Source organism: Serratia sp. AR11 (genome assembly GCF_056376275.1).
In genome coordinates, this window is record NZ_CM150739.1 from 2,186,558 (window position 1) to 2,206,815 (window position 20,258).

Annotated in this window: 24 protein-coding genes and 2 tRNA genes; 21 read left to right on the forward strand and 5 right to left on the reverse strand. The window is 53.5% G+C overall.

Translation table 11 applies throughout. The features are described 5' to 3' along the window. Window positions 1-35: 35 nt before the first annotated feature. Both ACSOSI_RS10385 and ACSOSI_RS10390 read right to left on the reverse strand, forming a co-directional pair. Window positions 36-125, reverse strand: a tRNA-Ser gene (locus tag ACSOSI_RS10385). Window positions 126-346: 221 nt separating this feature from the next. Then, window positions 347-436 (reverse strand) — tRNA-Ser (locus ACSOSI_RS10390). A 410-nt stretch (window positions 437-846) separates the two neighbouring features. Here ACSOSI_RS10390 and ACSOSI_RS10395 point away from each other — a divergent pair. The 6 genes from ACSOSI_RS10395 to ACSOSI_RS10420 all read left to right on the forward strand — a co-directional run bounded on the left by ACSOSI_RS10395 (window position 847) and on the right by ACSOSI_RS10420 (window position 7,796). Beyond that, on the forward strand, window positions 847-2,349 hold the full coding sequence (locus tag ACSOSI_RS10395; RefSeq protein WP_115182663.1) for a peptide MFS transporter: 1,503 nt from the start codon (window positions 847-849) through the stop codon (window positions 2,347-2,349). Between the two features lie 126 nt (window positions 2,350-2,475). Then, on the forward strand, window positions 2,476-3,417 hold the full coding sequence (ghrA, locus tag ACSOSI_RS10400) for a glyoxylate/hydroxypyruvate reductase GhrA (protein WP_012006357.1): 942 nt from the start codon (window positions 2,476-2,478) through the stop codon (window positions 3,415-3,417). 86 nt (window positions 3,418-3,503) lie between these two features. After that, window positions 3,504-4,241 carry a phosphatase gene (locus tag ACSOSI_RS10405; RefSeq protein ID WP_012006358.1) on the forward strand — a complete coding sequence of 246 codons (738 nt, stop codon included), beginning with the start codon at window positions 3,504-3,506 and terminating at the stop codon, window positions 4,239-4,241. Between the two features lie 42 nt (window positions 4,242-4,283). Beyond that, a complete protein-coding gene (locus ACSOSI_RS10410) occupies window positions 4,284-4,871 on the forward strand; it encodes a TorD/DmsD family molecular chaperone (RefSeq protein ID WP_012006359.1) in 588 nt (195 codons plus the stop codon). 169 nt (window positions 4,872-5,040) lie between these two features. Further along, window positions 5,041-5,694, forward strand: coding sequence for a tellurite resistance TerB family protein (locus tag ACSOSI_RS10415; protein WP_012006360.1), 654 nt, complete (start codon window positions 5,041-5,043; stop codon window positions 5,692-5,694). A 68-nt stretch (window positions 5,695-5,762) separates the two neighbouring features. Then, a complete protein-coding gene (locus ACSOSI_RS10420) occupies window positions 5,763-7,796 on the forward strand; it encodes a S9 family peptidase (RefSeq protein WP_012006361.1) in 2,034 nt (677 codons plus the stop codon). 34 nt (window positions 7,797-7,830) lie between these two features. Here ACSOSI_RS10420 and exoX read toward each other — a convergent pair whose 3' ends face one another. After that, window positions 7,831-8,499, reverse strand: a complete 669-nt coding sequence (gene exoX, locus ACSOSI_RS10425) for an exodeoxyribonuclease X (RefSeq protein ID WP_017892442.1) — start codon at window positions 8,497-8,499, stop codon at window positions 7,831-7,833. A 437-nt stretch (window positions 8,500-8,936) separates the two neighbouring features. On the opposite strand from exoX, the gene dksA reads away from it, so the two are divergent. Then, window positions 8,937-9,362 carry an RNA polymerase-binding protein DksA gene (gene dksA, locus ACSOSI_RS10430; protein ID WP_261276964.1) on the forward strand — a complete coding sequence of 142 codons (426 nt, stop codon included), beginning with the start codon at window positions 8,937-8,939 and terminating at the stop codon, window positions 9,360-9,362. A gap of 172 nt (window positions 9,363-9,534) precedes the next feature. Further along, complete coding sequence (gene pip, locus ACSOSI_RS10435) at window positions 9,535-10,488, forward strand: prolyl aminopeptidase (RefSeq protein WP_476707015.1); 954 nt, start codon at window positions 9,535-9,537, stop codon at window positions 10,486-10,488. Window positions 10,489-10,519: 31 nt separating this feature from the next. Here pip and ACSOSI_RS10440 read toward each other — a convergent pair whose 3' ends face one another. Next, window positions 10,520-10,750 carry a DNA polymerase III subunit theta gene (locus ACSOSI_RS10440; RefSeq protein ID WP_012006365.1) on the reverse strand — a complete coding sequence of 77 codons (231 nt, stop codon included), beginning with the start codon at window positions 10,748-10,750 and terminating at the stop codon, window positions 10,520-10,522. A gap of 375 nt (window positions 10,751-11,125) precedes the next feature. Here ACSOSI_RS10440 and ftnA point away from each other — a divergent pair, with 375 nt between their 5' ends. The 5 genes from ftnA (at window position 11,126) to ACSOSI_RS10465 (ending at window position 14,760) form a co-directional block, all read left to right on the forward strand. Then, window positions 11,126-11,644, forward strand: a complete 519-nt coding sequence (ftnA, locus tag ACSOSI_RS10445) for a non-heme ferritin (RefSeq protein ID WP_476707016.1) — start codon at window positions 11,126-11,128, stop codon at window positions 11,642-11,644. Between the two features lie 323 nt (window positions 11,645-11,967). Then, window positions 11,968-12,351, forward strand: a complete 384-nt coding sequence (gene yobA / locus ACSOSI_RS10450; RefSeq protein WP_012006367.1) for a CopC domain-containing protein YobA — start codon at window positions 11,968-11,970, stop codon at window positions 12,349-12,351. Between the two features lie 3 nt (window positions 12,352-12,354). Then, the gene (gene copD / locus ACSOSI_RS10455; protein WP_476707017.1) at window positions 12,355-13,236 is read left to right on the forward strand and encodes a copper homeostasis membrane protein CopD; all 882 of its coding nucleotides are present in this window, start codon (window positions 12,355-12,357) and stop codon (window positions 13,234-13,236) included. 69 nt (window positions 13,237-13,305) lie between these two features. Further along, a complete protein-coding gene (locus ACSOSI_RS10460) occupies window positions 13,306-13,647 on the forward strand; it encodes a YebY family protein (RefSeq protein ID WP_012006369.1) in 342 nt (113 codons plus the stop codon). Between the two features lie 399 nt (window positions 13,648-14,046). Next, on the forward strand, window positions 14,047-14,760 hold the full coding sequence (locus ACSOSI_RS10465; protein WP_476707018.1) for a GNAT family N-acetyltransferase: 714 nt from the start codon (window positions 14,047-14,049) through the stop codon (window positions 14,758-14,760). A 129-nt stretch (window positions 14,761-14,889) separates the two neighbouring features. On the opposite strand, the gene ACSOSI_RS10470 is transcribed toward ACSOSI_RS10465, so the two are convergent. Next, window positions 14,890-15,426 (reverse strand): DUF4136 domain-containing protein, encoded by a 537-nt coding sequence (locus ACSOSI_RS10470; RefSeq protein ID WP_261136197.1) that lies wholly within the window; start codon window positions 15,424-15,426, stop codon window positions 14,890-14,892. Between the two features lie 442 nt (window positions 15,427-15,868). Between ACSOSI_RS10470 and ACSOSI_RS10475 the strand changes: the two genes are divergently transcribed. The 8 genes from ACSOSI_RS10475 to ACSOSI_RS10510 all read left to right on the forward strand — a co-directional run bounded on the left by ACSOSI_RS10475 (window position 15,869) and on the right by ACSOSI_RS10510 (window position 20,242). After that, complete coding sequence (locus tag ACSOSI_RS10475) at window positions 15,869-16,219, forward strand: DUF4377 domain-containing protein (RefSeq protein ID WP_115182617.1); 351 nt, start codon at window positions 15,869-15,871, stop codon at window positions 16,217-16,219. Between the two features lie 219 nt (window positions 16,220-16,438). After that, the gene (gene fabV, locus ACSOSI_RS10480) at window positions 16,439-17,638 is read left to right on the forward strand and encodes an enoyl-ACP reductase FabV (protein ID WP_012006373.1); all 1,200 of its coding nucleotides are present in this window, start codon (window positions 16,439-16,441) and stop codon (window positions 17,636-17,638) included. A 142-nt stretch (window positions 17,639-17,780) separates the two neighbouring features. Continuing rightward, window positions 17,781-18,344 carry a DUF2975 domain-containing protein gene (locus ACSOSI_RS10485; protein ID WP_017892454.1) on the forward strand — a complete coding sequence of 188 codons (564 nt, stop codon included), beginning with the start codon at window positions 17,781-17,783 and terminating at the stop codon, window positions 18,342-18,344. 7 nt (window positions 18,345-18,351) lie between these two features. Beyond that, window positions 18,352-18,567: a helix-turn-helix domain-containing protein gene (locus ACSOSI_RS10490; RefSeq protein WP_026142313.1), complete on the forward strand. Its 216-nt coding sequence runs from the start codon at window positions 18,352-18,354 to the stop codon at window positions 18,565-18,567. A gap of 220 nt (window positions 18,568-18,787) precedes the next feature. Continuing rightward, window positions 18,788-19,012: a hypothetical protein gene (locus tag ACSOSI_RS10495; RefSeq protein WP_476707019.1), complete on the forward strand. Its 225-nt coding sequence runs from the start codon at window positions 18,788-18,790 to the stop codon at window positions 19,010-19,012. 177 nt (window positions 19,013-19,189) lie between these two features. Next, window positions 19,190-19,510 carry a hypothetical protein gene (locus ACSOSI_RS10500; protein WP_012006376.1) on the forward strand — a complete coding sequence of 107 codons (321 nt, stop codon included), beginning with the start codon at window positions 19,190-19,192 and terminating at the stop codon, window positions 19,508-19,510. Window positions 19,511-19,537: 27 nt separating this feature from the next. Continuing rightward, entirely contained in the window at window positions 19,538-19,846 is a 309-nt protein-coding gene (locus tag ACSOSI_RS10505) for a hypothetical protein (RefSeq protein WP_476707020.1), read from the forward strand. A gap of 42 nt (window positions 19,847-19,888) precedes the next feature. Next, complete coding sequence (locus tag ACSOSI_RS10510) at window positions 19,889-20,242, forward strand: hypothetical protein (RefSeq protein ID WP_261129364.1); 354 nt, start codon at window positions 19,889-19,891, stop codon at window positions 20,240-20,242. Window positions 20,243-20,258: the final 16 nt, after the last annotated feature.

Genomic DNA, 20,258 nt, shown 5'->3' on the forward strand with positions numbered 1-20,258 from the left:
AGCCTGAACTTGCGTTCAGGCTTTCTCGTAAAATATGGCGGTGAGGGAGGGGTTCGAACCCTCGATACACTTACGCGTATACACACTTTCCAGGCGTGCTCCTTCAGCCACTCAGACACCTCACCGTATTTTTCCGTTGCGTACTCACTGGTGCAACGGGGCGCTACTATAGGGAGAGAGGGCGATCCGGTCAAGCAGAATTTCGGCGTTTCGGTGCGTCCGCTTAAGCCGTGTTCGCTTTGCTGAAAACTGCGGCGAACGGCAGGGGCGGGGGACGGCAGCAGAATTCCCTGTCTCGCAGACAACAAAAAAGCCTGAACTTGCGTTCAGGCTTTCTCGTGGAATATGGCGGTGAGAGAGGGGTTCGAACCCTCGATACACTTACGCGTATACACACTTTCCAGGCGTGCTCCTTCAGCCACTCAGACACCTCACCGTTTTACTTCATCGCTAACGCATTGCGCTGTCGACGGGCGCTAATGTAGGAGAATCTGATCCCAGCGTCAACCCTCTTGTGACATAACCATGACCGTTTAGCTAAACTTGCAGCAATTTGCTGATTTCCCGAGCGATCGGCCAGCATGTCGCATCAATTGAGGGGGAGACATGGCGTAAAATTATATAGCAGGCTAATATTTGAACGCTTCAGTATGCGTTAGCTCAATATATCAGCAATAGTGAAGTTCACAGTGCTGTTATATGCATTAATACTGGATTATTAGTCATATGTGTCGCTAAATGGAAAGGTGCTGGCGCGGGGTTTTGGCAAGGATTATCACACCGCCGCGCAGGTTGCCGGGCAACGACCCGGCGATAAGCAGACAGGGATTGATCTATCAAATAATAATGCAGCAGAGGTTCACTTTGACTTCGTCAGATTCCACACCGACGGCGCCACAACGCCATGCCATCCCCCCGGGAGCCGGGGCACTGTTCTTTATCCAAATCTTCGCCACGCTGGGTTTTGCCGTGCTGTACTCCACGTTGGTACTGTACGCCACCAAGCGTTTGGGCTTCAGCGAAACGAACGCTAACGCCATGATGGGCGTATTCGGGGCGTTCAACTACGGCTTGCATATGTTCGGCGGCTATCTGGGTGGGCGCTTTCTCAGCAACCGCAACCTGTTCGTACTGGGTATGGTGCTGCAGGTGATTGGCTGCGCGTTGATCGCCGTGGCGGGTGTCTGGGGACTTTACTGGGGCCTGGCGATGTTCCTGACCGGCAGTGGGCTGAACGTCACCTGCATTAATATGATGTTGACCCAGCGTTTTAAGCCGGACGACGATCGGCGTGAATCAGCCTTCTTGTGGAACTATGCCGGGATGAACCTGGGGTTCTTTGTCGGTTTTACCGTCGCCGGCTATTTCCAACTGACCGAAAACTACCGCGCGCTGTTCCTGTTCGCCACGCTGGGCAATGCGGCGGCAATCATCGTCGCCGTCAGCCGTTGGCGCATTCTGGCCGATCTCAACACACCATTGCATGACGCCAGCCGTGGAGAATATCGCTGGCGCATGCTGGTCGGGTTAGCGGTATTGGTGGTGTTGGTGCCTATTATCCGCGTGATGCTGACCCACGCCGAGTTCAGCGGTCACTTCGTCATTGGCCTCGGCGTGCTGATTTTCCTGATGCTGTGCGTGGTCACGTTACGTCATCATCCGCGTGACGAGCGTCGCCGGATGACCGCTTATCTGATCCTGGCATTGGGGTCACTGGTGTTTTGGTCGCTGTATCAGTTGGCGCCAATGGGGCTGATGCTGTTCTCCGAGCACAACATCAATTTGAATGTCTACGGCATTCAGGTGGCACCGCAATGGATCCAGAACATCAATACGTTGGTGATCGTGGTCGGTGGGCCGCTGATGGCCTGGTGGTTCAATCGCCTGCGCGCCCGTGGCTGCAAAATCGATATTCCCATGCAGTTTTCCGGTTCGTTGTTTTGTATCGGGCTGGGGATGCTGGTATTGCCGTTGGGTATCAGCCTGGCCGGTGGTGACGGGCTGGTGGCGTTTAAATGGATTGCCATCAGTTATGTGCTGCAGAGCATCGGTGAACTGATGATTTCCCCGATCGGCTACGCGATGATCGGCAAACTGGCTCCCCCACGCTATCAAGGGGTGATGATGGGCTGCTGGATGATGGTCACCGGCGTCGCTTCGGTATTGGCGGGCTACGTCTCGGGCCTGATGCCGGAAAACAGCGGAAGTACCCCGGTGTTGACCAACCCCGGTTACAGCGAAGTGTTTAGCGTGCTGGGCTGGGGAGCCGCAGGTGTCGGCGTGGTGATGCTGATTTTGATCCCGCTGCTGCGCCGCCTAATCAGGCATGACACCCCGGTCGCAGCCTGAGAGCCCGCCGTATGAACACAGCCCCACTGGTCGGGGCTGTTTTCGTTTTGGGCTTTAACGCTTGCATCTGCCGACGAATCGCGGAAGTCTGGATGGAAATAGATAAAAACAGACGGAGTCGCGAAGATGAACATCATTTTTTACCACCCTTTCTTTAATGCCGAGGAATGGCTGGCAGGCCTGTCACAGCGCCTGCCGCAAGCGCAGGTTCGTGCCTGGCAACCGGGCGATGATCGTCCGGCAGATTACGCGCTGGTGTGGCGGCCACCCCATGAGATGTTGGCTAACCGTGGTCGGTTGAAAGGCGTGTTTGCCCTCGGTGCCGGCGTCGATGCCATCCTGGAGCAAGAACGTGCTTACCCCGGTACCCTGCCGGCAGGTGTGCCGTTGCTGCGCCTTGAAGATACCGGCATGGCGCAACAGATGCAGGAATATGCCCTGAGCTACGTACTGCGCTATTTCCGCCGTTTTGATGAATACCAACTGTTGCAACAGCAGCAAGAGTGGCGGCCGCTCGATCCCCATCAGCAGGATAACTTCACTATTGGCATTCTCGGTGCCGGGGTGTTGGGCAAAAGCGTGGCGCAGAAGCTGACGGCGTTTGGTTTTAACGTGCGTTGCTGGAGCCGTAGCCCTAAACAAATCGACGGCGTGCAGAGCTTTGCCGGAGCCGAACAGCGCGCCGCGTTTCTCGATGGTGTGCAATTGCTGATCAATCTGCTGCCCAATACGCCGGAAACCGCCGGGATCCTCAATCAGCAACTGTTCGCGCATTTGGCGCCGGGGGCTTATCTGATCAACCTGGCACGGGGTGCGCATCTGGTTGAAGACGATCTGTTGCAGGCGCTGGAGCAAGGCCAACTTGCCGCCGCCACGCTGGATGTGTTCGTCACCGAGCCGCTGCCGCAGGCGCATCCGTTCTGGCGTCATCCGCGTGTCACCATTACCCCGCATATTGCTGCCATCACCTTGCCGCAAGCGGCGATGGATCAGATCGCGGCGAACATTCTCGCGCTTGAGGCCGGACAAACACCGGCCGGAGTGGTAGATGTGCTGCTCGGTTACTGACCTTCCGGTGATGCACCTGCTAAACTCGATAAATAACAAACCGCGCCTGCCGCCGCATTCTGGCAGGCCGCTCAGAAGGAGAAGCAATGTACCCCGTTGATTTACATATGCACACCGTCGCCAGCACCCACGCCTACAGCACGCTGCATGATTACATCGTCGAAGCCCGGCAAAAGGGCATCAAACTTTTCGCCATCACCGACCATGGCCCGGACATGGCAGATGCGCCGCATTATTGGCACTTTATGAACATGCATGTGTGGCCGCGCCTGGTGGACGGCGTGGGCATCCTGCGCGGCATCGAGGCCAATATCAAAAATCGGCAGGGCGATATCGACTGTACCGGTCCGATGCTGGATAAAATCGACGTGATTATTGCCGGTTTCCACGAGCCGGTGTTTGCGCCCCAGGACAAGGCGGCCAATACCGAAGCGATGATTGCTGCGATGGCGCAGGGGGACGTGCACATTATCAGCCACCCAGGTAACCCAAGATACCCGATTGATATTGCCGCGGTTGCCGCTGCGGCGGCCAGGTATGAAGTGGCGCTGGAGCTGAACAACTCGTCGTTTACCCACTCGCGCAAGGGCAGTGAAGACAACTGCCGTGCGATTGCTGCTGCGGTGCGTGATGCCGGCGGCTGGCTGGCGCTGGGCTCGGATTCCCACATTGCCTTCTCGCTCGGCGGCTTTGAACACTGCGAACGCATTATTGCCGAAGTGGAGTTCCCGCAGGAACGCATCCTTAACGTTAGCCCACGGCGCCTGCTGGACTTTCTCGAACGGCGCGGCAAGCCGGCGATTGCGGAACTGGCCGATTTGTGACATCGTCCCGGCAAATTTTTCCGTATTGTATAAGGCATTACCATGAATGAGTTTTCTGTTGTTTGCCGCGTGCTGGGCACGCTGTTTTATCGTCAGCCGCAAGATCCGTTGCTGGTGCCGCTGTTTACGTTGATCAAAGAAGGCAAACTGAAGCAACACTGGCCGCTGGAGCAGGACGAACTGTTGGTTCGGCTGCAGCAGGGTTGTGATGTCAACCAGCTCTCCAGTGATTTCAACGCGATGTTTGTCGGCAGCGAGTGCAGCGTGTCACCATTCCGCTCTGCCTATGTTGAAGGGGCGACGGAAGCGGAAGTGCGTACTTTCCTGCAACAACGGGGCATGCCATTAAGCGAAGCGCCGGCCGATCACTTCGGTTCACTGCTGCTGGCCGCCTCATGGCTGGAAGATCAGGCGCAGGAAGACGAAACGCAGGCGCAGATCGCCTTGTTTGACGACTATCTGCTGCCCTGGTGCGGCCGTTTCCTCGGCAAAGTGGAAGCTCATGCCACCACCGGTTTTTACCGTACGTTGTCGCTACTGGCTCGCGAATCAATTCAGGCGATGCGTGACGAACTGGCGGAGTACGAACAAGACGAAGAACAGCCGGGCGAAGAGGGCCAACAGCCTTAATGCCTTGCCGGCCGGTTTACGCCTAACGGCGGAGCCGGCCACTTTCCCCGCTACACAGGTTTTCATCCCCCATACGTAAATTGACAAATAATCCCCTAATCTGACGGTTCACCGGCGGTTTGGCCAATTTGTGCCTGCGCGCCTCGTTTCCTTCGGCAAAGGGTTAAGTATGAAAAATAACTGGATGCAGCAGATCCAATCCATGATTGGGCAAAAGGCCGGTTCAATCGGCGGGTCGGAAGGCATCGGCAAACTGCTGGCCCCGACCGCACTGGGTGGCCTGGTGGGCGTCTTGCTGGCGAACAAGTCATCACGCAAATTGGTAGGTAAATTCGGCAAGAACGCGTTGATTATCGGCGGCAGCGCGGCGGTGGGCGCGGTGTTGTGGAATAAGTACAAGCAGCGCGTGAAAGAAACCCATCAGGATGAACCGCAGTTCGGTCTGCAAACCACACCGGTAGATTTGCGCGCCAAACGGCTGGTGCAGGCGCTGGTGTTCGCCGCCAAGAGCGATGGTCATATTGATGCGGAAGAAAAACGCGCTATCGACCACAGCCTGGAACAGCTGCAGGTGGGTGAGGAAGCGCAAAAATGGGTGCAGGAGGCCATCGATCAACCGCTGAACCCGGATCTGATCGCCCAGAGCGTGAAGAATGAAGACGAAGCGTTGGAAGTTTATTACCTGAGCTGCATGGTGATCGACGTCGATCACTTTATGGAGCGTGGTTATCTTGACGCGCTGGCGCAGTCGTTGAAGATCCCGGCGGACGTTAAGCAGGGCATCGAAAACGACGTCAACGAGAAAAAGCGCGAGCTGGCATAGCGCCGCTTGGCAAGCCGGGGGGAATCGTGTCACTCTTGCCTTAATCAAGGTAAGCGGATGATTTAGCAATGATGACACCCCCTAAGGCAGAAAAACGACCTTATCCCATTACTACCCACGGCGACACGCGGGTAGATGACTATTATTGGCTGCGCGACGACGAGCGCGCAGACCCGCAGGTGCTGGACTATCTGCAGGCGGAAAACGCCTTTACCGACGCGGTACTGAAACCGCAACAGGCGCTGCGCGAAACTCTGTATGAAGAGATGGTGGCGCGTATTCCTCAGCAGGAACATTCGGTGCCTTACGTCCGGCACGGCTACCGCTATCAGACCCGCTTTGAACCGGGCAATGAATACGCGATTTACGTCCGCCAACCGCAGGCCGAGAGCGAGCATTGGGATATCCTGATCGACGGCAATCAACGTGCCGAGCAGCGTGAGTTTTATACCCTCGGCGGGCTGGAAGTCAGTCCCGATAACCAAAAACTGGCGGTTGCGGAAGATTTTCTCTCTCGTCGCCAGTACGACATTCGTTTCAAAAACCTCAGCGACGATAGCTGGACCGACGAAGTGCTGGAAAACACCTCCGGCAGCTTTGAATGGGCCAACGACTCGGCCACCGTGTATTACGTACGCAAACACGCCAAAACGTTGCTGCCTTATCAGGTCTATCGCCACGTGGTGGGCACCGATCCGCAGCTCGATGAGCTGATCTACGAAGAAAAGGATGACACCTTCTACGTCGGGTTGGAAAAGACCACCTCCGATCGTTTTATTCTGATCCATCTGAGCAGCACCACCACCTCGGAAATCCTGCTGCTGGACGCCGATCGCGCCGACAGCAAGCCGCAGATGTTTGTGCCGCGTCGTAAGGATCATGAATACGGTATCGATCACTATCACCAGCATTTCTATATCCGTTCCAACAAGGACGGCAAGAACTTCGGCCTGTATCAAAGTGATCAAGCGGATGAAGCGCAGTGGCAGACGCTGATCGCTCCGCGCATCGAAGTGATGCTGGAGGGCTTTAGCCTGTTCCGCGACTGGCTGGTGGTGGAAGAGCGCAGCGAAGGTCTGACCCAACTGCGACAGATCCACTGGCAGAGCGGCGAAGTGAAGCGCATAGCCTTCGACGATCCCACCTACACCACCTGGCTGGCGTACAACCCGGAACCGGAAACCGAGCTACTGCGCTATGGCTATTCTTCGATGACCACGCCGACCACGCTGTATGAGCTTAATCTCGACAGCGGTGAGCGCGTGATGCTCAAACAGCAGGAAGTGAAAAACTTCACTCCGGAAAATTACCGCAGCGAGCGGGTATGGGTGAAGGCGCGTGATGGCGTTGAAGTCCCGGTTTCGCTGGTCTACCGCCACGATAAATTTACGCGCGGCACCAACCCGCTGATGGTGTATGGCTACGGCTCTTACGGCAGCAGCATGGATCCGGCCTTCAGCGCCAGCCGCTTAAGCCTGTTGGATCGCGGTTTTGTGTTTGTGCTGGCACACATTCGCGGCGGCGGTGAGCTGGGGCAACTGTGGTATGAAGACGGCAAACTGTTCAAAAAGCAAAACACCTTCAACGATTTCATCGACGTGACCGAGGCGTTGATCGCCCAGGGTTACGGTGACGCCAAACGGGTATTTGCCATGGGGGGCAGCGCCGGTGGCCTGTTGATGGGCGCGGTGATTAACCAGGCACCCAGGTTGTTCAACGGCATTGTGGCGCAGGTGCCTTTTGTTGATGTGGTCACCACCATGCTCGACGAGTCCATCCCGCTGACGACCGGCGAGTACGACGAATGGGGCAACCCGAACGAGCAGGCCTACTACGACTACATTTTGCAATACAGCCCGTACGATCAGGTTAAGGCGCAGGATTACCCGCATATGCTGGTCACCACCGGTTTGCATGACTCTCAGGTACAGTATTGGGAGCCGGCCAAGTGGGTGGCCAAACTGCGTGAGCTGAAGACCGACGATCGCCAGCTGTTGCTGTATACCGATATGGATTCCGGCCACGGCGGCAAGTCCGGGCGTTTCAAAGCTTATGAAGATATCGCGCTGGAGTACGCCTTTATTCTGGCGCTGGCGGAGTAACCTTCAGGCGGGCGGCTGGCGCTGCCCGCTTTTCTCAACCAATCAGATAGTATTTCAGCGTGTGCTTCATGTCCGGACTGAGGTCTTCGATAGATTTCAGCATCCAGCGTAAATAGCCGGGATCTTCTTGCGCGATGCGATCAATTTCCTGTCCACGATACTTACCGAACTTAAACTTCTTCAGCAGTACTGGCTGGTCAGTAATTTGCGCCATCTGTTCTGGCGTCCAACCTGAATCCTTGATGATGCGTTGCAATAGCGCGGCGGTGACGTAGCAGTCGTATAACGCCCGATGTGGGTAAAGCGTGGTGTCCTGCGGCAATTGAACATCGAGATTCAGAGCATAGCGCAGATATTGGTTGCCGTATTTGATGTCCGGGTACAGGTTGCGCGCCAGTTTCATGGTACAGATCCAGGCGCCGTGCATTTCTGGTAACACGCCGCGATCGAATGCCGCATTGTGCGCGACATAGTAGGGACTGCCCTGATAGCGACCAATCGCTACCGCGATGCGCGGTTTCCCTTCGACCATCTGCTCGGTGATATGGTGAATGGCCATGGCCTCAATGCCAATAGGGCGGTCGGGGCTGATTAAATCGCTCATTGGGTTGGCGATCTGTCCGTCGATCAGATCAACAGAGGCCACCTCTACCACGCCGCCTTCCAGCCCGCAGGTTTCAGTGTCTATTACGCGTAAATTCATGGTTTCCTCAGAGTGGCTGCACAGGTTTAGCTTAACCGGCAGCCTGGCTCCTGCCAACCGCTGAAAGGTGGAGCGTTATTTCAGGCAACAAAAAACCCGCCTTGGCGGGTTTAATTACGGTTAGAAGTTCGCTTACTCGCCGGTCGTTTGGCCTTTCTTAGCGCGCTTGCCTGCACGTTTTTCTGCAGGGGTTTTCAACGGCTTCTTCTTCGCATTTTTTTTGCTATCCATTCCCTTACTCATGATGGCCTCTCAGTTACCTATGGTTGGGTGGGTTGCTCAGCCATTAACCCCCTTACGCCTGTCGGATGCAAGCAGGAAAGCGAGTGGTTTTGTTAATCGATTGTTTATAGGTGCAATTTTGTTTTCTTATGCATGGCTGCTTAATTATTATGATATGTTATAATGTAACAATTAAATATTAACCGGAGAGCGCTATGAACGTTGTGACCTTACTAAACCAACAGCAGCTCCTGGCCATGCCGGAGTCTGATTACATGAACCCGGCGCAGCGGGCGTTTTTCCGCCAGCGCTTGCAGGACGAGCAACAAAAACTGTTGCAGCACATTGAAGCGCTGAGGAGAGATATCGACGGCGGCGAGGTGTCCGGCGACGAAGCGGACAAAGCCGCCCGCGAGGAAGACTTGCGATTGCTTTTCCGCCAGTTGGATCGTGAAAGCCGACTGCTGCCAAAAATCAGCGCGGCGCTGACGCGATTACATAACGGCGAATACGGCTATTGCCGTGAAAGCGGCGAGCCTATCGGGCTGGCGCGCCTGTTGCTGCGGCCGACGGCGGAGCTAAGCATTGAAGCCAAAACCGCTCAGGAAATGCGTGAGCCACATCTGCGTAAACGGGGCTAAGTTCACGGCTGGCTACTCGTGGCCAGCCGGTATTTTGCCGTCAGTTCGTATTCATTTTAAGCAAACGCACCCTAACTTGTTGGGGAGGGTAGGAGTTTTCAGGTTTTACCGTTGACCAAATGAGTGGCTTCGGCTTTTATGAGGGTATGACCCACTCAGAGACGGAAGCGCCATGGAACAATTAAGAGGTTTATACCCGCCGTTAGCAGCATACGACAGCGGTTGGCTGGACACTGGAGATGGCCACCGGATCTACTGGGAGCTGAGCGGCAACCCAAAGGGTAAGCCGGCCGTCTTTATTCACGGCGGGCCGGGCGGTGGCATTTCCCCTTATCATCGCCAACTGTTCGATCCGCAGCGTTATAAGGTGTTGCTGTTCGATCAGCGTGGCTGCGGCCGTTCCAAACCGCACGCCAGTCTGGACAACAACACCACCTGGCATCTGGTGCAGGACATTGAACGGCTGCGCGAAATGGCCGGTGTCGATCAGTGGCTGGTGTTTGGCGGTTCCTGGGGTTCGACGCTAGCCTTGGCCTACGCGCAAACCCACCCGCAGCGCGTTAGCGAAATGGTGCTGCGCGGTATTTTCACACTGCGTAAGCAGGAACTGCATTGGTATTATCAGGATGGCGCGTCACGTTTCTTCCCGGAGAAATGGGAGCGCGTATTGTCGATTCTTTCAGAGGAAGAGCGTAAGGATGTGATTGCGTCTTATCGCCAGCGCCTGACCTCACCGGATCTGCAGGTGCAGCTTGAGGCAGCGAAGCTGTGGAGCGTGTGGGAAGGGGAGACGGTGACCTTGCTGCCAAGCAGCGAGTCGGCATCTTTTGGTGAAGATGACTTTGCGCTGGCGTTTGCCCGCATAGAAAACCACTATTTCACTCATCTGGGCTTCCTGGAGAGCGACGACCAACTGCTGCGCAATGTCCCGCTGATCCGCCATATTCCGGCGGTGATTATCCATGGTCGCTACGATATGGCTTGCCAGGTGCAAAACGCCTGGGATCTGGCGAAGGCCTGGCCGGAGGCGGAACTGCATATCGTCGAGGGGGCCGGACACTCGTTTGACGAACCGGGTATCCTGCATCAGCTGATGCTGGCCACCGACAGGTTTGCCGCCAAGTGACATGAAGCCCGCCCTCTCGGCGGGCTTTTTACTATTTGGACTTCGGCTCGTACGGCAGGCGTGAAAACTTGTGTGATTCGACGCGGTAATGCGCTACGCGTTCGCGGAAATAATCACGCAGGTGCGCCGGCTGTTCACGCTCAACCATTTCCGGGATCACCGGCATATTGTAGCGTTCTTTGAAAGCCACGCCGGAAGCCGCGAGATCAACGTTTACTTTGTCCATCTCTTCTTTGGAAAGCTCTGCCAGATTGTAACCCACCGTATTCTCCTTACAGTTACCGCATTGGATCAGCGCAGAAGGTAATGCACCCGGCGGCGCTTGGCAAGCCTGAAGCGCAGAAGGGGAGTTAAGTACAAAGAATGACAGGTGGTATGAAGGGTTATTTATTACACTGACGGCAATGCAATCTATTTATTATCATAAATAAGAATGATTCGCTTTTTGATTAAATATATAGATGTAAATAGTTATCATAATTATTTAAATGAATAATTGGTTTTTTTAATAACTCATTGATAGTTAATGTTTTAAAAATTAAATCATCAATGATGTAAATCAGGTGTGTTTATTTTGTTTTCATCAAGGCATAATGCGGAAAAATTAAGTTGAAACCTGCAAAATAAAGGAATGATTATGCTGACGCCTGAAATGACCAAGAAGCTGAATGAGCAACTGAACCTGGAGTTTTACTCTGCCAACCTGTACCTGCAAATGAGCGCCTGGTGTAGCGATAAAGGCTTTGAAGGGGCCGCCTCATTCCTTAAAGAGCATTCTCAGGAAGAGATGCAACACATGCAACGCCTGTTTGAATACCTGAGCGATACCGGTTCCCTGCCGCTGCTGGGCAGCATCGCTGCGCCGCCGGTTGAGTTTGCCTCCCTGGCGGATGTGTTCCAGCAGACTTACGAACATGAGCAACTGATTACCCGTCAGATCAACGAACTGGCTCATGCTGCCATGATCGCCCACGATTACTCGACCTTCAACTTCCTGCAGTGGTACGTTGCCGAGCAGCACGAAGAAGAGAAACTGTTCAAATCCGTGCTGGATAAACTGGCGCTGGTGGGTAACAGCGGTAATGCACTGTTCTTCATTGATAAAGATCTGAAGAAAATGGGTGCGGCCGGCGAAAGCGCTAACGGCCAGGTCTAATTACCTTTGTTAAAAAACCGCGTACCGGCCTTGCCTGGTGCGCGGTTTTTTATTGCCCTGAGTTTATCGCGGTTATGCAGCGATATGTGCTACCAGATCGCAAAATACCAGCGTTCTGCTCGACTTGCATAATGACACTCGTTATCATTTGACCCGATACGCTACAGGGATGGTAGAGAGTTAAAACAGTGGGTTACTGGTTAATCCCTTCTTCTGTTTACCCGTGGCGCAATCATCTGCGGTGGGTTGGGCTGCTGATACATCGCCCTGGCGGTTGGCCTTAATCCTTATCACCCTCGATTATTGCTTTAAGGGATATCACTGTGATTGGTAAAATTCGTTCTTCTTATCGCCTGCTTTCCACTATTTTCGTACTGTTTGTCGGGCTGTCCTCACAGCAGGCGCTGGCGCATGCTCATTTGAAAGTTGAGACGCCGGCGGCAGATGCCAGCGTTAGCCCGGCACCGAAAGTGCTGACGCTTAACTTCTCCGAAGGTATCGAGCCTAACTTTAGCGGCATTAAAATCACCGGGCCAGACAACGCCGAAGTGAAAACCGGCAAACTGCAGCTCGATGCGAACAACAACACCCAGGTTAACCTGCCTATTGAGGGCGACCTGGCAGCAGGAAAATATAACGTCAGCTGGCATGTGGTTTCGGTCGACGGTCATAAAACCAAAGGCCAGTACAGCTTCACCGTAAACTAAACCATGAGTCTGGCGACCCTGTTTGTCCTGTGTCGCTTTGTGCACTTTGCGGCGGTGATGCTGATGTTTGGCACCAGCCTGTTCACCGCCTTATTGTCGCCGCAGCGCCTTTCCCCGTATCTCACCCGTGATGTGCGTCCTTTGTTGGTCTCTTGCACCTGGCTTGCCGGGCTTTCTGCCGTGGCGCTGCTGGCTATTCAGGCCGGGCAGATGGGCGACGGCTGGGCCGATACCTGGCGGCTGGACGTATGGTGGGCGGTACTGGGCACCACCTTCGGTGAGGTCTGGCGCTGGCACCTGGGCATTTCATTATTGGCGTTGCTGAGCCTGTGGCTGGCAGAACCGCGCCGCACGCAGCTTTTGGCATTGCTTTCCACACTGTTGCTGGTCAGCATGGCATTCATCGGCCATGCAGCAATGCATGATGGAGCGCTCGGCGTAGCGCATCGTTTTAACCACGCACTGCATTTGTTGGCCGCCGGTTACTGGTTTGGCAGCCTGCTGCCGTTGCTGGTTTGCCTGCGTTATCTGGCTCAACCGCAAAGCCGCAGCGATGCGGTCACCACGCTGATACGGTTCTCGCGTTGGGGCCACCTGGCGGTAGCGCTGGTGGTGTTGACCGGTGTGATCAACAGTTTGATTATTCTCGGCCGTTGGCCGCTGGATATCGATTCACCTTACCAGCGCCTGCTGCTGTTCAAAACCGTACTGGTGGCGCTGATGGTGATGGTGGCGTTGGCCAACCGTTACGCCATCGTCCCGGCGATGAGCAGCATGCCGCAGTTGGCACAGCGCGGGCTGGTGCTGGCCTGCTGGATTGAAGTGGGGTTGGGCGCGGGCGTGCTGCTGCTGGTCAGTTTATTTGCAACTTATGCGCCGGTGTAACATTGCGGCTTGCCGGATGCCCCCAAACTGCGGGAAAATTGAATCAAATAGCAACCTTAAGGCCACAACATGAAATCGGCATTACTTGGCATAACGCTGCTGGCAACCGCGACCGGTGCGCTGGCGGCAGATCAACTGGTGAACATCACCAAGCTGGAATACGGCAAACAGTGGGCGTTTACCAAAGAAGAAGTGACGCTGCAATGCCGCAGCGGCGGTGCACTGTTCGTGCTCAACAACAGCACGCTGATGCAGTACCCGCTCAACGAAGCCGCAGAGGCGCAGGTGAAAGCAGGGCAGCAGCGCGCCCAGCCGCTGGAGGTGATCCTGCTCGATGACGCCGCCAATCCGGGCCATAAGATGAGTGTTGAGCCGTACCGCGAACGCGCCGAGAAGCTCTGCGCGAACTAATCGCTTATCACACAATGACTTAGTTTGGGGTTAATCGGTGATGGAAATTGCGCTGAATTAATTTCACTGCGAAACTATCACTTGCCGTGTGGCTGGCTGGCAAAAATAGCGCGGTAAGCTACTCTTAAAGTGCACGGCTGAACAAGCTTTGCACAAAATGCCAACTTTTAGCGCACGGCTCTCTCCCAAGAGCCATTTCCCTAGACCGAATATAGGAATCGTATTCGGTCTTTTTTTGTGTGTTTGATTTTAAAGTATTTATTAGATGAAATAGAACCTCGATATTCGACCACTCACTGCATCACGCATTCTCTTCCCTTTTTATTTAAGTCTATTGTTGGGTCTGGACGGCGTCCTGTATGCTGGTCATAACAGACTTTTGCTGAAGGTGAATGCTCGTTGAATACGAATAAATATGGTCAACCTGTAGGCTTTCCCTTGCCTGAATGGCAGCCCGCATCCTTTCCGCAATTGGGCGAGTTAAACGGGCAGCACTGCAAACTTTCGCCGCTTGAAATCGGTCATTGCGAAGCGCTTTTCGATGCATTTTCATTAGCAACAGATGACCGAGACTGGACCTGGCTTGGTGCAGAGAAACCTGCCTGTCTGCAAGAAATGATGCTTTGGATTAAAAATAAAATTAACGACAGTAGCCTGGTTGCCTGGGCCGTGACGGAGATGAAAAGTGGCCGCCCGGTTGGTGTGGTCTGCTATAGCTGCATTGATCCAGTTAACGGTGCACTAGAAATAGGCCATGTTACCTGGTCACCGTTGATGCAACGAACCACCATGGGTACAGAGGCCATTCACCTGCTGCTCAAAAATACCTTTTCTTTGGGCTACCGTCGGGTTGCATGGCGTTGTGATTCACTGAATGTGGCATCCAGAAAGGCGGCTGAAAGGTTGGGATTCTCGTTTGAAGGGCGTTTCCGTCAGGCGATGACTCGTAAACAACGTAACCGTGATACGGACTGGTTATCTGTTATCGATATAGAATGGCCAATGGTAGACAGGGCTCTATCAGGTTGGCTTTCACCCGATAACTTCACTGAAGGTGGAACTCAAAAGCGCAGTCTTGAAGCATTTTTCAAAATAACAGCAGTAGTGGAATGAAGTAAATCCATGTGCTGGCAAGACGGCCAGAGAGCACAGTGCTTTTTATGAGTAAAGATCCTGAATTTATAAGCTGCATTAAGCCCTATTTACCGAAATAGGGCTGCCGCTCTGGTCAATGCAAAGCAATCAGCGACTGGCAGGGCCGGCCTGGAAAGGGTAGGTGGCAAACAGCGCGGTCACCGCCTGTTGAATTTGGGTTTGGCTGGCCGGTGTACCATCTGAGTTCAGCGTATTACTGGCGGTTCCACGCCAAACCAGCTGTTTCTTCTTGCTGTCTACCAGGTCGACCGTCAGGGTGCCTTCGGTATAGCTCCAAACGGTTTGATTATAACCCCCCCAGCCGGCATAGCCCCAGCGGCCAACCGGTGCGGGTGAATCGTTCACTTGCACTTTGTTTTGTTTCATTGCGCTGCTGTAGACCAACAGATCTGGTGTCGCGCTTGGCTTATAACCGCGCTGTTCCATCTGCTGTTTAATCGCGGTCTGAATGTATTTACCCGTCAGGGTTTGATATTGCCCTGCAGCCTCTGGAGCAAAAGCGTAGGTATGGTATTGGCTGAAGTTGGCGCTGTGGTCATAATCACTGGTCACCTGCGGCTGGCTGGCACAGCCCGACAATAAAGCCATCGAACTCGCGATGAAAAGGCAAGAAAGTAAACGCATGGAAAACCCCTTTAGGATTATTGGTTTCATAAACTTAGACCCAGAAGTTGTGGTTAGCAAATGGTGAATTAACACCGAGTTTGCTTTGGTTTAATAAAAAAATTAGCAATCAAATTATTGTTTGAGGTTTCAGTTAATATGATGGTCTCCCAGCATCTTGGTGATAATGCTGGCGGGGCACGGTGAGAGTAAAAGTCCGCTACATGGAGTGTTCACTATGACCCGCCAGCATTAATCGGCGTTGAGTGTACGGTAATGCTTGCCGTTATTTTTGTCTTAACGAGCCGCTTGAGCAATCAATAGCGGGTCCGATTTTGTACTTTATTGCCTTGATTGTTTCTGCTGGCAGGTCCATTTACCCCAAATTCGGAACACGCCGCTGGCCCCGATAGCCGTAGCTTTGTTACTATCACCAGACCTAAAGACTTAATGGTGCATTACATTGAAAATCAAAGCGTTGTTATTTGTTGCCCTGGCCGGTCTGGCCGGCTGCAGCCAGGAGGGAACGACAGTGAGTCAGCCCGTGAATAAAGACGGAAACCATACGGAAGTGTTGCTGGTGAACAGCGCGCTGGTAAATTGTACGGGCGTTGCCCCAATGAAGTGCATGCAGGTGCGTCATTCCGCGCAAGAGCCGTGGGGATTGTTCTATACCGGGATTGAAGGTTTTACTTTTGAACCGGGCTACAACTACCGCCTGAAAGTGCAGGTGACGCAGGTGGAAAACCCGCCGGCCGACGCTTCTTCACTGCGTTATACGCTGATTGAGCAGTTGGAAAAGAATAAAGCCTGAGTGGTTTTATCGGGCTGGGCGCACAACCGCCTGGCCTTGAAAACTCCCCCTGGGTTTCTCGCTTCTATCCCCATGTTCCTGTCGCAGTAACAAGATTTTCACTGGCACAACTGGTCTGTTCACTGCACTTGTTGCGATTCTGCCACGCACCCAGCTTAAGTATATTGTGAAAATCAGGTATATTGTCCTTCGGTTTTTAGCTACCAAGAAAAAATTACTATGATTATCAAACCTAAAATTCGTGGTTTTATCTGCACTACCGCTCATCCGGCAGGTTGTGAAGCCAATGTCCGTGAGCAAATTGCCTACGTTAAGTCACGTGGCGAACTGAAAAACGGCCCGAAAAAAGTGCTGGTGATCGGTGCTTCCACCGGTTACGGCCTGGCGTCACGTATCAATGCCGCATTCGGCAGCGGTGCAGCCACCATCGGCGTATTTTTTGAAAAGCCGGGCAGCGAAGCCAAAACCGGTTCTGCCGGCTGGTACAACTCTGCTGGTTTTGACAAGGCAGCTAAAGAAGAAGGCCTGTACGCGAAAAGCGTTAACGGCGATGCGTTCTCCAACGAATGCCGCCAAACGGTTATCGACCTGATTAAACAGGATCTGGGCCAGATCGACATGGTGGTTTACTCGCTGGCTTCGCCAGTGCGTAAAATGCCGGAAACCGGTGAAGTAGTGCGCTCCGCGCTGAAACCTATCGGCGAACCGTACAAATCCGTGGCGCTCGATACCAACAAAGACGTGCTGGTTGAAGCCGTGGTTGAACCGGCCAACGAGCAAGAAATTGCTGATACCGTAAAAGTGATGGGCGGCCAGGACTGGCAACTGTGGATGGACGCACTGGAAGAAGCCGGCGTGCTGGCGGACAACGTGCAGGCAGTAGCTTACTCCTACATCGGTACCGATCTGACCTGGCCAATCTACTGGCACGGTACGCTGGGCAAGGCCAAAGAAGATTTGGATCGCGCGGCTCTGGCCATCGATCAGAAACTGAAGGCCAAAGGCGGCGCGGCTTACGTTGCCGTGCTGAAGTCGGTGGTGACTCAGGCTTCCTCCGCTATCCCGGTAATGCCACTGTATATCTCCATCGTCTTCAAAATCATGAAAGCGCAGGGGATCCACGAAGGCTGTATCGAGCAAATCCAGCGTCTGTTCGCCACCAAGCTGTACAGCGGCACTGCACCGGATACCGATGAAAAGCACCGTCTGCGTCTGGACGACTGGGAACTGCGCGACGACGTGCAGAACACCTGCCGTGAAATCTGGGCACAGATCAACGATAACAACATCAACGAACTGACCGATTACCTGGGCTATAAGGCCGAGTTCCTGCGTCTGTTCGGTTTTGGTCTGCAAGGTGTTGATTACGAAGCCGACCTCAGCGGTGAAGTTAAGTTTGATGTGGTTGAGCTGGTCTAAATCCGTCGAGCATTGAAAAAGGGCCGGGCTTCCGGCCTTTTTTACGCCTGTCACCCAACAGCTCATCAGTCCAGTTGATCGTTGACAGCAATAAATTATCGTTTTACGATAACTTATTGCTGTTTTTATGGATGAACTCGTTATGGGCGCTGTGCCACGGATCCACCTTCCGCTTTATGTACGTTGCTTGTGTTTGTTGATCATGACGATGCTGATTGTCAGCACCGGCGTGGAGATGTTTATGATTGTCCAGGGCTGGGTGCAGGGCGAGGCGTTCAACAGCATCGTGGCGTCCTACCGCGACTATTACCCGGAACTGAACGCCTATGCCGTTCCGAAGCAGCGCTGGGCTCTGGTGGCAACCCTGTTGTTGGATATGTTCGCCTACGTGCCTTATTACAGCGCACTGCTGTGCGGCGCCGGGCTGTTTTACCAGTTCTATCGCGGCAACGTGTGGCACCGCAACAATATGCTGCTGTTGCAGATCATCGGCATCCTGCTGATTGTCGACGTGCTCTTCCCCTCGTTGGCCGGGATGTTGCAAGTGATGATACTGACGGCCAATGAAAAAATGCTGCTAATAATTTATTATGGCGTCAACAGCGAGTCGGTACGCTCGCTGATCGTAGGCTGCGCAATCCTGGTGTTTAGCCGGGTATTTCTGGAAGCGTTGCGGCTGAATGAAGAACAGCTTTCTTTCGTGTGAGAATAGAGTGGCGATAATAGTAAGTCTTGATGTCATGTTGGCCAAAAGGAAGATGCGTTCGAAGGAGCTGGCGGAACAGGTGGGGATCACCGAGCAAAATCTGTCCCTGCTGAAGAACGGCAAGGTGAAGGGCGTCAGACTGGAAACGTTAGACAAAATCTGCCGGATCCTCGACTGCCAGCCTGGCGATCTTCTGGCCTGGCAACCGGATAACGAAGGCTAACCCGGTGGCGTGCCCCGCACGCCATATCGTCAATATACGAATTGATATTTATTACCGACACCCTGGATAGGTTTATTTTACGTTAAATTATTAGCGGCCTTATTTAAATTAAATGAGGTTGCCCTTGCTTTGCTCGTGGTTCAATACGGGTTATTAAACTAAAAAAAGTAATTTTTTATTTACTGCGGTTAACGATAACGTTTATTTTAAAGGAGGATATATGAAATTATGCCAATGGATCCCGGCACTATTAATTATGCTGAGTGGTTGCAGCCATATTCAACCCGGTTTGTCATCTTCAGGGGCCGGCTGGGAGAAGCCAAAGCCCGCTACCCGCGAGCAAAGGCAGCGCATCAGCGCCGGAGAGTCAGCTTCTGCAGTACTGAACGAGAGTGGGCCGAGTATCGGCGGAACCATCGACTGGTCAAAATTGTGGGATCGTTAATTCACTAAATATATTTTGACTGCGAATTATAAGCCCAATGGCACTCATTTAATTAGGGTTTATTTTTAGTTGGGTAATGCTTTTATTTCCTCGCATTGTTTGTTTTGACGGCACTGAATAAATTTCTTTATTTAATGGGAATGAGCGCCATTATGGGCCTTATTACAGGAGTTTTTTGTGGAAAAAGGCATCCCTGTCATTTTCATATTTTTATTGTTGCCCTGGTGTCATCAGGCCTCCGCCACGCGTTATGAGCGGGAGTATGAAGGCGTCTCTTCGGTGCTGTTTCGCAAAAAACTGAAAGAGGTGGCTCATGGCTTGTGGGACGAGATGGGCAATGAGAAGCAGCGGCCTCTGTTATCGACGCAAAGCGAAGACAATACGCTGGCCCAGCGTAAAGCCTGCAAAGGGCAGAGGGGCAAGGCTGCCGCCGCGAGTGAACCGCATCCATCGGCATTGCCGCGCGAAGAACAACCGCTGCTGATCAACGGTTGCTGACCTCTGGCACTAATGGAGTTTTTGCTTTTGAAATTGACCTCTTTGATGACAGCGGCACTCGCCCTGTTGGCGTCTTCTTGTTGCTATTCGTTTGTCGACAAGCACGCTCAGCGCGCCGGCTTCGAGGCGGGGGAAAGCGCTGTGGATTATCGGTTACGGTATAACGGGCTGTTGCAACATCTGTGGTACGTAGAGCAACTACGTTCGGAACAGGCGCGGCTTGCCTCGATACGCCTTGAACGCAAAACGCTGGAGTCCGCCATGTTACCGCGTGAATGTCGGGCAACACCTGTGCCGCTGTTTTTAGTCGGAAAGAGTGCCATAGCCAGAAGATAGTTTTTTGAGTCAACAGGTGAATTTAATATCGGGAGTCTATCAGTGAAACGGATTTTTCTTGCCTGCGTGGCGCAGTGGTCTTGCTTCTCATTACAGGCGTCGGTTGACTGGCAATACCATGCCGCACAGCCGCTGGATAACAAAATCTCTGAGGAGTACCAGCAAAAGCGCAGCGGGTTAAAACATAAAGTATGGAGTGCCGAGGGCGTGGCGTCGGCCAATGAGAAGGCGCTTGAATTGGAACGGCAGCGTGCCGCCGCCGAGCAGGCGAACCGGCAGCAGCTTAAAACTCAGTATGGCGAATACCGCTGTGGCAAAAACAAACAACAGCCTGGCAAACTTTGCCACCCTCCGGGGCGGGGGATGAATTCCCCGGACTTTAAACATCATCGTTGAGGCCTGACGCGGAAAG